This window comes from Methanobacterium petrolearium (assembly GCF_017873625.1).
In the GTDB taxonomy this organism is placed as follows: Archaea; Methanobacteriota; Methanobacteria; order Methanobacteriales; family Methanobacteriaceae; genus Methanobacterium; species Methanobacterium petrolearium.
This window is the reverse complement of record NZ_JAGGKL010000009.1, coordinates 22,501-37,543: the sequence shown is the minus strand read 5'-3', so window position 1 is coordinate 37,543 and position 15,043 is coordinate 22,501. Positions and strand designations below refer to the sequence as shown.

14 protein-coding genes (1 of these 14 cut by a window edge) are annotated in these 15,043 nt (G+C 37.1%); 3 read left to right on the top strand and 11 right to left on the bottom strand.

Annotation, left to right across the window (positions count from 1 at the left end; translation table 11 throughout):
* Nucleotides 1–25 precede the first annotated feature (25 nt).
* Entirely contained in the window at nucleotides 26–1,729 is a 1,704-nt protein-coding gene (locus tag J2743_RS09115; protein ID WP_209626450.1) for a histidine kinase dimerization/phosphoacceptor domain -containing protein, read from the top strand.
* Nucleotides 1,730–1,929: 200 nt separating this feature from the next.
* On the top strand, nucleotides 1,930–2,823 hold the full coding sequence (gene fhcD, locus J2743_RS09110) for a formylmethanofuran--tetrahydromethanopterin N-formyltransferase (RefSeq protein WP_209626448.1): 894 nt from the start codon (nucleotides 1,930–1,932) through the stop codon (nucleotides 2,821–2,823).
* Between the two features lie 112 nt (nucleotides 2,824–2,935).
* On the opposite strand, the gene J2743_RS09105 is transcribed toward fhcD, so the two are convergent.
* Nucleotides 2,936–4,864, bottom strand: coding sequence for a 3H domain-containing protein (locus J2743_RS09105; RefSeq protein ID WP_209626446.1), 1,929 nt, complete (start codon nucleotides 4,862–4,864; stop codon nucleotides 2,936–2,938).
* Nucleotides 4,865–5,004: 140 nt separating this feature from the next.
* Here J2743_RS09105 and J2743_RS09100 point away from each other — a divergent pair, with 140 nt between their 5' ends.
* Complete coding sequence (locus tag J2743_RS09100; RefSeq protein WP_209626444.1) at nucleotides 5,005–6,483, top strand: NAD(P)H-hydrate dehydratase; 1,479 nt, start codon at nucleotides 5,005–5,007, stop codon at nucleotides 6,481–6,483.
* A gap of 99 nt (nucleotides 6,484–6,582) precedes the next feature.
* On the opposite strand, the gene J2743_RS09095 is transcribed toward J2743_RS09100, so the two are convergent.
* From J2743_RS09095 to J2743_RS09050, 10 genes are all read right to left on the bottom strand, one after another.
* A complete protein-coding gene (locus J2743_RS09095; RefSeq protein WP_209626442.1) occupies nucleotides 6,583–7,803 on the bottom strand; it encodes a VWA domain-containing protein in 1,221 nt (406 codons plus the stop codon).
* 15 nt (nucleotides 7,804–7,818) lie between these two features.
* A complete protein-coding gene (locus tag J2743_RS09090) occupies nucleotides 7,819–8,679 on the bottom strand; it encodes an AAA family ATPase (RefSeq protein ID WP_209626440.1) in 861 nt (286 codons plus the stop codon).
* Nucleotides 8,680–8,715: 36 nt separating this feature from the next.
* The gene (locus tag J2743_RS09085; protein WP_209626438.1) at nucleotides 8,716–9,360 is read right to left on the bottom strand and encodes a DUF2284 domain-containing protein; all 645 of its coding nucleotides are present in this window, start codon (nucleotides 9,358–9,360) and stop codon (nucleotides 8,716–8,718) included.
* Nucleotides 9,361–9,602: 242 nt separating this feature from the next.
* Complete coding sequence (locus J2743_RS09080) at nucleotides 9,603–10,079, bottom strand: DUF3795 domain-containing protein (protein WP_209626436.1); 477 nt, start codon at nucleotides 10,077–10,079, stop codon at nucleotides 9,603–9,605.
* 120 nt (nucleotides 10,080–10,199) lie between these two features.
* Entirely contained in the window at nucleotides 10,200–11,111 is a 912-nt protein-coding gene (locus J2743_RS09075) for an SAM-dependent methyltransferase (RefSeq protein ID WP_209626433.1), read from the bottom strand.
* 245 nt (nucleotides 11,112–11,356) lie between these two features.
* Nucleotides 11,357–12,268, bottom strand: a complete 912-nt coding sequence (locus tag J2743_RS09070; RefSeq protein WP_209626432.1) for an SAM-dependent methyltransferase — start codon at nucleotides 12,266–12,268, stop codon at nucleotides 11,357–11,359.
* 34 nt (nucleotides 12,269–12,302) lie between these two features.
* Nucleotides 12,303–12,980, bottom strand: coding sequence for a TetR/AcrR family transcriptional regulator (locus J2743_RS09065; RefSeq protein WP_209626429.1), 678 nt, complete (start codon nucleotides 12,978–12,980; stop codon nucleotides 12,303–12,305).
* Nucleotides 12,981–13,209: 229 nt separating this feature from the next.
* Entirely contained in the window at nucleotides 13,210–13,869 is a 660-nt protein-coding gene (locus J2743_RS09060; RefSeq protein ID WP_209626427.1) for a TetR/AcrR family transcriptional regulator, read from the bottom strand.
* Between the two features lie 144 nt (nucleotides 13,870–14,013).
* A complete protein-coding gene (locus J2743_RS09055) occupies nucleotides 14,014–14,655 on the bottom strand; it encodes a TetR/AcrR family transcriptional regulator (protein WP_209626425.1) in 642 nt (213 codons plus the stop codon).
* 133 nt (nucleotides 14,656–14,788) lie between these two features.
* A protein-coding gene (locus J2743_RS09050; protein ID WP_209626423.1) for an NAD(P)/FAD-dependent oxidoreductase crosses the window boundary here: on the bottom strand, nucleotides 14,789–15,043 show its 3' portion. 927 nt of this gene lie beyond the right edge of the window; 255 of the gene's 1,182 nt are visible here — the last part of the coding sequence; the start codon falls outside the window, past its right edge; the stop codon is at nucleotides 14,789–14,791.

The following is a 15,043-nucleotide window of genomic DNA, read 5'->3' as shown; positions in this document are numbered from 1 at the left end:
GAAACTGAGTGGAGTCTATGGGGATATGAAAACATCCGAAACAACTACGTCTACTACTGATTTTAAAGAAACTGGTGATCCACCCCATGAAAAAATGATATTTGGCCGTATATCCTTTTTAAAATCCATTTCCCGGATCATTGCAATTATCGTGGCCATCATAGGATTTTTAATACTCTTCGGATGGGCATTCAACATCTCTACGTTTAAAAGTCCAGGACCTGCCTTTTCTACAGTAAAAAGCAATGTTGGATTGGCTTTTCTTGCTATTGGAATCTCTTTATGGTTATTTCAAACTCAAAGGAAAAATAAGTGGTTTCATATCATAGCTCAAATTTTTTCTGTGCTTGCCATAATTCTAGGATGTGCAATCATGTTGGAGTATTTTTTCAATTTGAATCTGGGAATTGACCAGATGATGTTCAGGGAAGCAAAAGGAGCATTATTGACGTATACACCGAATCGGATGGCTTTTACTGCAGCGCTTAACATTTCCTTGCTGGGTCTGGCTCTTCTGAGCATGGATCGAAAAACTGAAAATGGCTACAGATTATCCCAGGCTCTAACCATAATAAGCGGGTTTTTGTCATTATTATCAATTTTAGGTTATATTTACGGTGTTCAATTGTTATATTACATTCCTAATTACACCAGTATATCTGTATATGCAGCATTCACTTTTTTTCTAACGGCAGTGGCTATGCTTTTTGCACAACCCGACAAAGGCCCTATGGGAATAATAACCAGTGATTATTTTGGAGGGCACCTTGCCCGGCGCTTGATTCCGGTTGCCATCGTTGTTCCAATTTTTTTCGGGTTATTAGCAATTTTAGGCCAGAATGCAGGCTTTTATGGGGGTAACTTCAGTGTTTCTCTGGTAGTGATCTCTACAACCATAATTTTCATTCTGTTCATATGGTGGAACTCTCTTTCCTTCAACTGTATGGACATAAAACGTGAAAAAGCAGAAATTCAATTAAAAAAATATAAAGATAATTTAGAGATAATGGTTCAGGAAAAAACTGCTGAATTAACCTCCACTAACCGTGAATTAGAAGATGAAGTTAAGGAAAGAAAATCAACTGAAGAAGAACTTAAAAAATCACTGGAAGAAAAGGAACTGTTGATGAAAGAGATTCACCATCGGGTGAAGAACAATCTTATGGTGATTTACAGTCTTTTGAATTTGCAATCAAGATATATTAAGGACAAAGAGACTAAAAATATTTTCCAAGAGAGTCAGCGTCGTGCCCGGTCAATGGCTTTGATCCATGAACTACTTTACCAATCCAAACAACATAATGAGGTTGACTTTGGCAGTTACATCCGTACAATAAGCACAGAACTATTCAGAAATTATTCTCTTAATCCAGAACAGGTAGAACTTAACCTGGAAACAGAAAATATTATGCTGGACATCAATACTGCCGTACCTCTGGGGCTCATCGTCAATGAACTTGTTTCTAACAGCATGAAACATGCATTTTCAGACGGTAAGAGTGGCAAAATCGACATCAACTTCCTCAAAGAAGATGGTAAATATGTTCTGGTGGTTAAAGATGATGGTATGGGGATGCCACCTGATTTAGACCTAAATAACACAGAAACACTGGGGTTACAAGTTGTTGATAGTTTGATAACTCAAATACATGGTGATTTAAAATTAATCCGTGAGGGTGGAACTACATTCCAAATAAGATTCCAAGAACCAGATTTTCGAAATAAATGATTTAAAAGATAGTTATTCACCTATTTCTTGATAAAAATTTTAGATCATTGATCCGTATCTTAATAAACCATAGCAACATTAAATAAACATTTAATTCAGGAAATTTAATTATTTGGTTAGTTTTTAATTCCTTGTTTAACCAAAAGAATAAATGGAAAAACTTATTAATTCTTTTATATCTAGATGGATTGGTGATAATCATGGAAATAAACGGAGTGGAAATTCAAGACACTTTTGCAGAAGCATTTGGTATACAAGTATCACGATTGCTGGTAACCGCAGCCACTAAAAAATTGGCGAAAATAGCAGCTACTGAAGCCACAGGATACGGAACATCAGTTATTGGATGCCCGGCAGAGGCAGGAATTGACTGTTACGTGCCACCAGAAGAAACACCTGATGGTCGGCCTGGTTACGTTATTATGATCTGTAACATGGACAAGAAGAAACTGGACCACGAATTACTAGAACGTGTGGGAATGTGTATCCTCACTGCCGCTACCACTGCAGTCTTTGATGCCATGGAAGATCCTGATGAAAAGATGACTACTGGTAAAAAGCTTAAATTTTATGGTGACGGTTACGAGAAGAAGACAGAGATTGATGGAAGAACAATCCATTCCATACCACTCATGGCAGGAGACTTCCTGGTGGAAGAAGAACTGGGAATTAAATCTGGAGTGGCAGGAGGAAACCTATTCATAATGGCAGAAAACCCAGCATCAGGCCTTTTAGCAGCTGAAGTTACTGTAAATGCCATTGAATCTGTGCCTGGAACCATCACCCCCTTCCCTGGAGGAATAGTTGCTTCCGGTTCCAAGGTGGGTTCTCATAAATACAAATTCTTGGGTGCTTCCACCAACGAAAAGATGTGTGTGACCCTTAAAGATGATGTGGAAGGATGCCAGATACCAGAACAAGTGGATGGTGTTTACGAGATCGTTATCGATGGTGTGAGTGAAGAAGCAGTAAAAGCAGCCATGAAAGCAGGTATAGAAGCAGCAGTACAGGTACCGGGTGTTATAAAAATCAGTGCCGGAAACTTCGGTGGAAACCTGGGTGCTTACAAACTAAACCTGCAGGATCTGTTCTAGATAATCTGTTAACATAAAAAACTATTAGTTTTGAAGGGATTAGATTATTTTTCCCTTTAAATTTTCTTATTTTTGGTCTTAATTCCTATTTTTACTCTATTGATCATCTTTGTTATTCTACACAGAAACCAGCAGGTTCTGCACTTTCCACAATTTTCCAAATCTCTTTTTCAGGTAGATCAACCCCTAAAAGCTGTCCAGATTTGTTTAATGCATTAATTATTTTATTAATGGTTTTTACATTGGCAGCTGAAACAGTATGGGAGTGAATATTACGAGAGATGTGAGATAAGGTGTCCAGGGATCTTTTGGCATCAGGCCTCTTATATTCTTTTTCACACCTTTTAAGATCGTTAAAATTCTTTAAATAAAGTTTTCTGGTTACAACTTGCTCTAAACCTGGAAGATAATGTTTTGAATCCAGTATTCTCCCACCATGGCTAATGATAATGTTCTTGTCATCAGTTAAACCAGGTTCATGTCTAAGTAACATCTCACTGACCCTTCCATATTCTTTGATCTTCTTGAAAATCTCATCTTGACTGAGGTTAACCCCCAACAGGAATCCTCTTTTTTTAAGCTCTTTTTCCACCCGGCCTAGGCTTTTAGTGTCAGGACCCGTTATGCGATGGGAGTGTATACCCCCACCAGAGAGGGTGTAAAGTCTTTCCAAAGCATCCATCCGAGCCGAATCTTCTTGCAGATGTTTAAGGAAGTTTTCCATCTTACTAGCCTCGGAAAGGCCTACATTTCTTTTAAGAGGTTCATGAAATCCTGGGAGATAGTATTCGATGTCTTCCAGGGTGCAACCATACTTCAAAATGATTTCAGCCTCTTCTCGGATGTCCCTTACATCGTGGGTTTCGGTGATTTTGATCTCTGGTCTGATTACTACTTCCACCAGCCGACCATACTTACGGGCGGCTTCTTTGATCTCTTTCTCAGTGAGATTAATTCCCAGAAGGAATCCTTCTTTTTTGAGTTCTTCTGCTACTTTTTCCAGGTTTTCCTTGTCTGGTCCTGAAATCCAGTGGGAGTGGATACCACTCACTGATTCATAAATCCTTTTTAAGGATTCTTTTCGTTTTGGATCTTTATCCAGACTTTCCAGAAAGTGATCCAGTTGATCTAGTTGGGTTACTCCAATTTTCCTGGCCAGAGGTTCTTTGAATTCAGGAAGATGGTATTCGATATTTTCAAGAGTACAATCATGTTTTAAGATTATTTCAGACTCTTTGCGGATGTCAGCCACGTCATGCATCTCGGTGATCTTCATGATGGTGGGCTGGATGGCTGCAAAGTAGATGTCTTCTGCACCACTACTTTCAGGGGATATGACTTTGTTTGCCCCTGAACGATACAACCTCTTGATATTTACTTTTTTACTGGCTCTGGTCACTATCCATATTTCGGGTTGTATTTCTCGGGCAGTTAAGGTGATAAAAAGGTTGTCCACATCATCACCGGTGGTGATAATGACTCCCCTAGCATGTTCAATACCCGCCTCCCACATCACACTTTCGTCAGTGGCATCACCGGGGATGGCCAGCACATCTGGATCATCCCAGAGCTCTTTTTCAACGATTGATGGCTCTTTTTCAATTATAAGGACCTTCTGATTTCTTTTTAAAAGCTCTTTATGAACGGCGCTACCTACTCTTCCATAGCCGCACAGGACAAAATGGTTCTTGGCGGCTTTTATCATTCTCCTGTGCCTTGCTCCTGAAGTAATATCTTCTACAGTCATGGAAACCACCATAATAATTAAAGTAAAAGCATAAGCAATCAAACTAGCCCCCCCAAGTACCAGGGTAACCACAAAAAATTTTTGTAATGGGCTTTGAGGGCTAATATCACCATAACCCACGGTAGCCGTGGTGATAACGGTAAAATAGATGGAGTTAATAACATCAAGGTGCATGATTAAGAATGATCCAATTATTCCATAAGTCAACAATCCCACTACGGCTATTATAGGATATTTAACAACGGAAAAAGTAAGTGAGGGAGTAATTGGCATGGAATTTTTAGGACTTTGCAAATCATCACCTTATACACCATTATTTGCAGTGCTTAAATGATTAACCTGTTTTTTGTAATTCATTTCCTCTCCAAATTTGGGAAAACATTGGAGGGGCATGGTTAAATATCATCTTTCTTATAATTATAAGTAGTGATATCATGACTCCTAAGGATATGATGGTTGCTGATGCCAATGCCGAGGCCATGGGCATTCCTCGAACTTCTTTAATGGAAAATGCCGGAAGATGCTTGGCTCATAGAATCATCCAAAATAGAAACCCTTGTAAAGTTGCCATTTATGCTGGCAATGGTGGAAACGGGGGTGATGGATTTGTAGCAGCTAGATACCTTCTAAATAATGGTTTTGAAGTGGAAGTATTTCTTTTATCTGATCCTTCATCCATCAAATCAAAAGAAACTAAACTTAACTGGGAAGTTCTGGAGAAGATCAGTAAAGGAACCACTCCCCTGAAAGTGGAAATAGTTCGAGATTCTTCTTATCTTTCAGAAACAGATGCGGAGGTTTTAATCGACGCGTTGTTGGGTACAGGTGTAAGGGGTGAGCTTAGAGAACCTATATCTACAGCAGTGGATATTATAAACCGATCTGAAGCGTTTAAAGTAGCAGTTGATGTGCCAACTGGTGTGGATCCTGGTTCCGGGATGGTTACAGATAAAGCTGTGCAAGCTGATGTTACGGTAACCTTCCATAAAGTGAAAGTGGGTCTAAATATCGCCAGTGTGGAGTACGTGGGCAGTATAGAGGCCTGTGATATTGGAATACCAAGGGAAGCAGAATTGTTCACTGGTCCTGGAGATCTTTTAAGACTACAAAATAGGGATTACAGATCTCATAAAGGCCAAAATGGTAAAATTTTAATAATTGGGGGTAGTAAGGATTATTCGGGAGCACCAGCACTGGCTGCACTTTCCTCATTGGCTGCTGGTGCTGATATAGTTGTGGTGGCATGTCCGCGTGAATTATCACAGATTATCCGATCTTACTCTCCAGATCTGATTGTACATCCATTATCAGAGGATTTCCTGAATCCTAAGGACACGGAAGAACTGATAAAATTATCAAAAAATTTCGATACAGTAGTTTTAGGGTGTGGGATAGGTAGAGAAGAGGAAACTTCTCTGGCAGTCAATGATCTGGTGGTGGAAATCGAAAAACCCCTGGTGATAGATGCTGATGCCCTTAAACTCATTTCACCCTGGGTACTACCACGAAGAAATCATGAAACTGTTATCACTCCTCATGAGGGGGAATTCAAAGAATTTTCAGGTAGAGATGCTCCTAAAGATCTTAAAGGCAGGATAGAAGTTATTAAGGATGTTTCCGTTGAATCTGAAACCACCGTGCTGCTGAAAGGACCTACAGATATCATTGCTCGTAATGATAATTTAAAGTTAAACAGCACAGGAAACCCGGGAATGACTGTTGGGGGAACAGGAGATTGTTTGGCTGGTTTAACCGGAGCTCTACTGGCTCAAGGTCATGATGGATTTGAAGCAGCCTTTTTAGGGGCTTACATTAATGGAAAAGCTGGAGATGTGGCAGCAGAGAAGTATGGCTACAATTTCAGAGCTACAGATCTTATACAGTTCGTTCCTGAGATTTTTTTTGAAAAATAAATAGTTTCCCTAAGTATTTTTATCAACATAACAGCTGTTTAAATTCCTCTTCACTGGATTTTTTCATAAGAACACGTCTCACATCATTAAACAAACGTGTTAAATTTCACTTATTAAATCTGCCAGCTGTTTCAAATTACAAACTTCAAAACATTCTGCTCCGGCATCTTCATAATACGAAACACAACTATCTGCAACATTCCATTTGGATATGGGTTCAGGATTTAGAATTAAAACTTTTTTAGAATTTCGTGACATTTCTTGAATGAGATCGGCGCTTAAAGGTTTACGTCCGTATTTTGTTAAAAATTCAGTTTTCATGGATTGATTTTTGTATTTTGGCCCGGCCCAGTCCCGGCAATCACTTAAAATCATAACATATGACTTGTTGTTTAAGCTGGCTTGGTTGAGAAAACCTTCAAAGGCAGTAAACATGTTAGATTTACCGTGGATCATCTGATTTTGCTTCCGGATCTCCAGAACTTTAAGAAAAGCATCAAGCAATTCATCTTCATGGAGGGCCGATGATATTTCAGCAGTCTTGTTGTCAAATTCAAATGCCCTTAGATTGCTAAAAGAATTTTGGGCAGCATATACCATGCAGAAGAACCAGAGACTGATCCAATCACAGGAAACACTAACATCATTTAGAAAATAATGATTGTGCTTTTTTAGGTGGGGTCTGCTTTTCACCATCTCCAGCAGGGTCCCGCCATGTTTCATATTTTTCCGGATAGTCTTTCTGATATCAGGTTTTTGCTTTTTAGATTCTTTAAGCCGCCTTGCTCTTTTAGTGGCTATTTTTTTACCCAGTTTCTGACATAAATCTATAAGTTCTGGTTGCAATGAATTTAAACAAGTTAAATCACTTTTAACTGACTTAGAATCTGTATTATCTCCGGAATCATTGGCACTGCTTCTTCCCAATGTATTTTCAATGTATTCAAGTTTTACTTCATCAACAAGACTATCTTGGATACGTTCCATGGTTTTTGCAAAGGGGATGTACTTATTTTTGGAGTGAAAAGACGTATCATGGGTGTTAAATGCATTATGTCGGTGTTTTGGTGTTTTGTTATTAGGATCAGACGGGATTTGGGGAATATCTCCTTTTCCTTCAAAGAATGATTCGTATATTTTATTAAATTTCTTTCTTTTGCGTTGATCTTTAATATAAATGGCTGCAAGTGCTTCTTTTAAATTTCCATCCGCCTCTTCGATTAAAGGAACTGCTTCGTAGGCACTTTGTGTGCATCGCAGGCTGACCGGAATTCCGTTCTCCCGAAGAGTCCTGGAAAATCTGATAAGATCATCTTTCATTGTTCTGCTACATTTTCACTTACGGAATGATTTTAAGACATTTTCCCGATCTTCTTCGTTTTTTATAACCACGTTGATGGTTTTTTTAACTGAATCTTCGTTGAGATCATTTTTACCGAACATGATCATGCTTTTAATCCAATCCACAGTGGCCCGGATGGAGGGTACTTTAGAGAGGTTCATCTTTCGGATCTTCTGCATGGTCTTAACTACTTCTTCCACCAGGTGGGGAGAAGCTTCAGGTAAATGGGTCTTAACGATCTCCACTTCCCTTTCCAATGATGGATAGTCAATATAAAGATAGAGACAACGATCTTTGGTTTCATCCAACAGTTGCCTCTGACTGTTGGAAGTCAGGATCACCACAAGATCATTTTTGAGATCAAAGGTTCCCAGATCATTTACTGTAATTTGCTTCTCCCCCAGGGCTTCCAGGAGGAAACTCTCCACTTCTTCATCTGCCTTATCAATCTCGTCAATGAGAATAACTGAGGATTTATTATTCATGAATGCAGAAAGAAGGGGTCTTTTAATGAAAAAATCCTCTCTAAAAACATCATCTTCTTGTTTAGTTGTAGTATCGTTTATTTTTGACATTTCAAGGTGTAATAGTTGTTTTTGGTAGTTCCATTCCCCAACGATCTGTTCAAAGGTAATTCCTTCATAACATTGCACCCTAAAAAAATCCCTTTCAAAAGCTCTTGCTACAGCCTTGGAAAGTTCTGTTTTGCCTGTTCCCGGAGGTCCTTCAATTAGTATGGGTTTTTTAAGTGAAATGGCAAGAAAAACCACGTTAACGATGGTTTCATCTGGAATGTAATTATTCTCTTCTAGAATTTTTCCCACGAAATTTGTATCTAAACTAGCCTCACTCATAGAATCACCATTCATTCTAATTGCACGTAATTTGTCTTAATCTATTAGTAATATGGCCATTGGAGTGATTTGAACTGGATTATCAGAAGTAGAAAACTTTAATTCCATATCTGCATTTTTTGCTGTTTTTAACAGGTTTATGCCCATAGCTTCGGATGCAAAACGTGACATTAGAGGATTCAGACAAACTCCACCTTCCACGTTGCATTTTTCACAGAGCATGCATTTCCCACCGAAAAATGCAGTGGCCAAAGAATATCCCTGTTTGAATGCTGCCCTTTCAAGTTCCAACAGAACTATTAACATGGATTTGTAAATTTGTGATAAATCGGTCCAGATAGAGGATTTTACCGTAACTGGGTCCTGATATCGATCCCATAGTCGGAACTCCTCACTCTGTTTAGGTTTGTATTTTTCCAGCAATTCTTTGGATATTTCTGGGGGTTTGATCCTGATGACCATCGCCACACTGTAATCATTCAAAATCTTCCGGAAACTATCTACGCTCGGCGCGTACGGAGGACATCTCAAATTCTTCCCATAGGTTGGGCAGCCAATCATACATCGGAGGCGAACTCTGTCTTCAACCACTATATGATCTGCGGGAATAACCTTTGCATCTGTACAACCCAATTTTAAAGCTGTTTTTTCTAAAAACTTAAATTTATCAGTTTTTTTCATTTACATGCCTGTATTTCTTACTTCACTGTTTGATGGAAAAAAATTCAAGTAATATTGATTAATTATCAATACATTTTGATATTTATATTTTCAGTCCCCAAATTGGAGTCTTTTTGTTTTTACATTTTGGGGGTTATGGTTGTATTTTTCGCATGCCAATGCCGCGAATAAACGGTTCACATTCATGTGAATTTTAAAATACAAATTTACAACGTTTACATTTACTATTGAAACTCAAAAGCCTAAATATTCCATTTTCCATTGAAATAGGTATCTCTCACTGAGTTTGCTTTTTCACTGGCCCATTTTTCTAAGCCCATTTTTCTTATTAATGCTAAATTAAAAACTTTCATGTTATGTGGAAGCATAGATGCCTTGTCTGCGTAAGGTTGCAGATGATCACAAGGGAAACTAGAGCAATCAGCACAAGATTCTATGCCTTTCGAAGTAATACACTTAAATACTTTGCATGGCTCTGTCCGCATACCTCCGATGGGACAGATACCTTCCTCTTTTCGACATCCTTTGCACACAGATATTTCATAAGCTTTTTTGTATGGAATGCCATATTCCGAAGCTTTAGTTGCTAACTGTTTTCTTATTTCTTCATTATCATTTGCTAAATAGCCCTGGCAATTAAAACAGTCTAAACCACATGGAGCAGTTAATTGCCTCAAATCTAAACTTTCATCTTTACTTATCTCAATTTTTGGTTGCATTTCATCCCCTCCTCTTTTTTAAGAAGATTGTTAGATATCATCACGCAATTAATCTTTCCCTTTCTCCCATTGGCCATTGGAATTTGAATCCACTTGATAAGCACCACCTAAATGGTCTGTTTAGTAGAACTTTTCATCAACCATTGCATGGGCAAAGAACATGGGATTATAGAATTTTTCGTTTTCATCTGTCTCAGGAAGATATTTATTTCTATATTCTGCACTGGAAACACTGATAATATTGAAAAATCCGTGTTGGGAGAGAAATTTTTCAACTTCTCCCTTGTTAATACTAAATTTAAGATGCTCTCCCATCTGTTCCAGAAAATTTTTAATCATTTTCCCTGCTTTGCTGGTTTCATTAATTGCAGATTCATCATGGTAATCAAAAATAACTGCACTTCCTTTACCTGAATTTCTGGCAATAAATGAAAAAATTTCATCAACATATTCCGGTGAAATGTATTGAATAAGCCCTTCCATTACAAAAAGAGTCTTTTTTGAACTTTCATATCCCTTATCAACGAGACTTTGACCAAGTGTATGGGTTTCCAGATCAACGGGTACATATACAACATGATCAGATAGAAAACCAAATATTTCCACGATTTTTTGGATTTTAAAGTGCTGAGTGTCCGGATAATCAACTTCAAAAACTTTCACATTTTCCAATCCATTAATACGGTAAGCACGAGTATCGTATCCGGCGCCCAAAATAACCAGTTGTTCCAAACCGTTATCAACTGATCTCTCAATGAAATCATCAAAGTATCTGACTCGGATGCGAAGCGAAGTACCCATCTCCTGACCGATGGGACCAGCCATCTCGTTTATTGCCTTCAATTTAACCGGATCATTTATTATTTCCAATGTTTCAGGTTTAAGAAACTGGATGGCATAAGGATCATAGCATATGCGTTCATTTTCAGGCTTTAATGATTCAACTGCTCTGTGTGATGCCACAAATTCAGCTGTTGGATTTGGTTCTTTTAAATTTTCCTTTGATCTATCTTTTACCTTATTTTTCCCCATATAATCCCCTCATTTTTAACAGGATGTTATTCTGTAACAGATTGCTATTTTATAACAAACTGTTATTTTATAACAGGATGTTATTTTATAACATGGTGTTATTGTGTATATAAATGTTTGGATAAAGATGTGAGTTTTCTTAATATAAAGCTTTAAAATCTATTTAAGTGATAATAAATGGCGGAATTAAAATAAACAAGAAAAGATCAATGCAATAATGGAAAAAAATATTATCTGGGTCTATTTTAATGTTCAACCATGGCATGAACAAATGAGTAAAGACTGCAAACCTCCCGGTTTTCATTTTTACCATAAAAATAGGCTTTTTTATAATCGTCACTGGTCACATTTTGGATATGGGAAAAACCTCGCTCTTTTAGGAATTTTTCTACAGTTCCTTCCTTAATTCCGAATTTAAGTGGTTCTCCAGATTGTTTCACACGTTCATGTATGAGGTTCCCAACTTCCAACTCGCAGGTGCCATCAACCATTGATTGAGGGAAGTAATCGAGAATTATTTTACTGCCATGGCTTGAATTCTGCACTATGGATGACAGTAAAGTTTTTACATCCTCCGGTGGGAGGTAATAGATGAGTCCTTCCATAATGAAGAGTGTTTTTTGTGAAGGGTTGTATTCATGTTCTAATAAAATTTTGAATAAGTTTCCACTCCCAACATCAGCATTCACAAACTTAACATGACTGGGAAGTGAACCAAAAATTTCTTTAATCTTTTCCATCTTCACTTGCTGGGTGCCCTGATAATCAACTTCAAAAACTTTCACATGTTCTTTAATCCCTTCAATACGATAAGCTCTGGTATCATATCCAGCACCAAGAATAACCAGCTGTTCAATTCCCTCCTCTATAGAATCATGGAGATAATCGTCGAAATATCGGACCCTTGCTACAATTGAATTTTGCGTACCTGGAAACAGACGATACATCTCTTCCAGTCTTGCTTTAGCTTCTGGATAATTACAAGCAGTTGCTTCAAAAAATTTCAGTAATTCCGGGCCAATAAAATGTACAGCATAGGGATCATAACAGATCCGTTCTTCTTCCTCCTTAGCTGATTCAATAACTCTATGAAAAGTTATTTCTTCAGCTGTACCGCTAGTATCTTTCCTTCTTATCTGCATTTTACTTATTTCCATTTTTCCCCCCTCTTCATATAAGCAATTCAAAACTTCATTTTTCCTCATCACCCATTTCAGTAACAGAAAGATCTAATCCATGGTTGGTTTCAATGGCCGGAGTGATGAAACGTAGGTAATGCTCCCAAATTTTATCTTTACCTGTTCCTGCTGCTTTTAAAGTTACCTTCCAGACTGGATCCATGTTTGTGATACTATTTCCCATGATACTGAGGAAAATTGCCATTTCTGTGGGGTGTAAATCTCTTCGCACTGTTCCCTCCACCATACATTCTTCAAGTATTTTGGTTGATATCTGGATATTGCCCAGGGCGAGATCAGTGAAATCTTTTGCATATTCATTATCTGTTATGGATGAAGGGTTGGATGCAGCATAACAAAGCATATGAAAGTATTCAGGATATTCCTGAGTGAATTGGAAATATCCATCAATTAGTGCATGTAATTTATTTAACCCGCTTTTTTTCTGATTTAAATATTTTAAATGCACTGAATTCAGAATTTGCATCCCACGCAGAGCTACAGCATAAAATAAAGACTCTTTACTATTAAAATAAATATATAAGGTCCCTTTACCCAAGCCAATTTCCTTGGCTATTTCATCCATGGAAACATTATCATAGTCTGTTTCAAAGAATAATTTTTTAGCAGCATCAATGATGTTTTCACGTCGCTGTTTTTTTTCTTTTTCCTTCCATTGGGCTATTGACATTTTATTTCACCTAATTTTTGTAAAGTGTTAAAATCACGTGATTGTATAAAAAATTATTAATGACTCATATTTTTATATATGACTAAGAGTCATATTAGGTATATAAATGTTTCTATTTGTTATGTTTATTATAATCAAAAAAAGAGCTATCATACCCTTGGATATTTAATATAAAGAGATTGAATCATGAATTATCAATAGATATTTCATATAATGAAGAAAATTTTTGTTATTCTTTATTTTTAAGTAATTCATTAACAAAATGGGTAAAATCCTGAGGAAAATATTGTTGTGTTTTGTTAAAATTCCTGTCTTTAAGTTCCTTGGTTAAAATTGGAGGAGGATTTACCATAGAGTCTATGGCAGACATGACTAAAAATGTTGCATAAAATGTATTCATATTCGATAAAATTTTTCCCATCTTTATTCCATTTTTAATAGCCAAATGCAGGATATCAACTATCTCTTTCTGCAGGCGGATTATCTCCATCACATCATCCCATGCAGGACGTTTTAAGCCAGTATCATAGGATCCAAATCTTCCTGACTGGAAGTAACAATAAACCTGAAAATACTGAGGATATAAACTAAAAAAAGTGTTATAGGTATTTCCAATGGCACTGATTTTTTGGGTGTCACTGGCGACCTTCGCATTGTTTTTAACCATACTATTCAATATACGAACCCCGCGCAATACAACAGCAAAGCATAATGCTTCTTTATTCTCAAAATATATGTAAATGGTAGCTCTGTTCAATTCAACTTCCTTGGCAATGTCATTAATTGAAACATTATCATAACCCTTGGAAAAAAATAGACTTTCAGCAGCATCTATAATGGACTGCCTCCTTTGTTCTTTTTCTCGTTTTCTCCGGGCTGCCGTTGACATTAAATCCACCTATAGAACATTATCAGTTTAAACTATAACAAATCTAATGATGATAATTTGTTTTAAGGGGTTATATAATTAATATGGAACATTCTTATGGACTGATAATTGAATAATTGGAAGCATATGTAGCAGATTTAACCATCAGTTTTGGACATTATTCATAACCATATGCCTCCACAGATCCATGGAGTCTTCAATAAACTTTTCATGACTGATCCCCTGGCTTTCAAGAATTTTTAAAGTGGTAGAACCTAAACCCACAATCCTTTCTGCAGTCACTGCTACGAAAACAGCCACTTCTATGGGTTTAACCTTTTTGCGGATGGTCCCATCTTTAATACCTTCCTGAATGGAGTTGCAGATGATGATCATTAAATCTCCAGTTAAAGATTCTATCTGAAGAGCGTATTCATCTGTACTATCTTTAAATCTTTTTGATTTAAAGTAAAGGTAAGCATCATGGTAATGGGAATAATCCTTATAAAACTCAAAATAGGCACGGCCTGCCTCTTCAAGTTTATTTATTCCAGTTTCCCCAGTGTTAACCTTATTTTTAAGTATTTCCTTGAATATTTGGACCCCTCTAAGGACAATAGCAAAATAAATTGATTTTTTATTCTTAAAATACAGGTAAAGAGTGGCTTTGTTGAGTCCAACTTCCTGGGCAATCTGATTCATGGAGACATCATCGTAATCCCTGGAAAAAAATAGTTTTTCCGCCTCATCCAGGATGTAATTACGTCTTTGTTCCTTTTCACGTCTTTTGATTTCTTTGATTGACAATGGTATCACCATAAACATGATCCAGTTTATATAAATGCTATATCTTCACTGTAAATCCTAAAGACTTTTTTTTCATCCTAATGACTCTTCGGGATATAAGTAGGTAAATAGTTAGAATAAGTTAGGTGAATTGTTAGAATAATTTACCTAACTTAAGCATAGCCTTTGGTGAAACTTTAACCAGAACTTTTAACAGATCAGTGGGACTTATTCTGTCAAAATCACTTTCATTGAATGCTTTGGCTATGGAATCCAGTTCATCATCAGAAAGACTCAGAAGGTATTCTTTGGCCTTAAGGTACTTCTTAAAGGAATCACCTATCTCTTTTTGGCAGCGTTCCTGGTATTCTTTGAGATTCTTTTTAGAGTAATCACCATCCGCAATGGC